Raw genomic sequence first — 266 nt, forward strand, 5'->3', positions numbered from 1 at the left:
CACCTGCTGCGCCGACTCGCACTTCGCCAGCATCACCCGGGTGTAGCCCGTAGCCGCCAGCGCCTTCAGATCGGCGTCGTGCTCGTCGGTGCCGGCGGGGTTCACCCGCACCACCGTGCGAGCGGGATCGAGGACCGTGTCCTGCAGGCACTTGCGGGCGTAGTCCTTGTCCCCCGGCGCCACCCCGTCCTCGAGATCGAGGATCACCACGTCCGCCGTCGCAGCCGCCTTACCGAACCGCTCCGGCCGATCCGCCGGACAGAACA

Annotated in this window: 1 protein-coding gene; it reads right to left on the reverse strand. The window is 70.3% G+C overall.

Going from position 1 to position 266, the window contains the following annotated elements; genetic code table 11:
- Positions 1 to 266: aldolase/citrate lyase family protein (locus QYS60_RS25745; RefSeq protein WP_371384666.1), on the reverse strand; the 266-nt coding region annotated here is incomplete at both ends.

It is taken from the genome of Rhodococcus sp. GXMU-t2271 (genome assembly GCF_041414735.1).
Lineage (GTDB): Bacteria > Actinomycetota > Actinomycetes > Mycobacteriales > Mycobacteriaceae > Rhodococcus > Rhodococcus indonesiensis.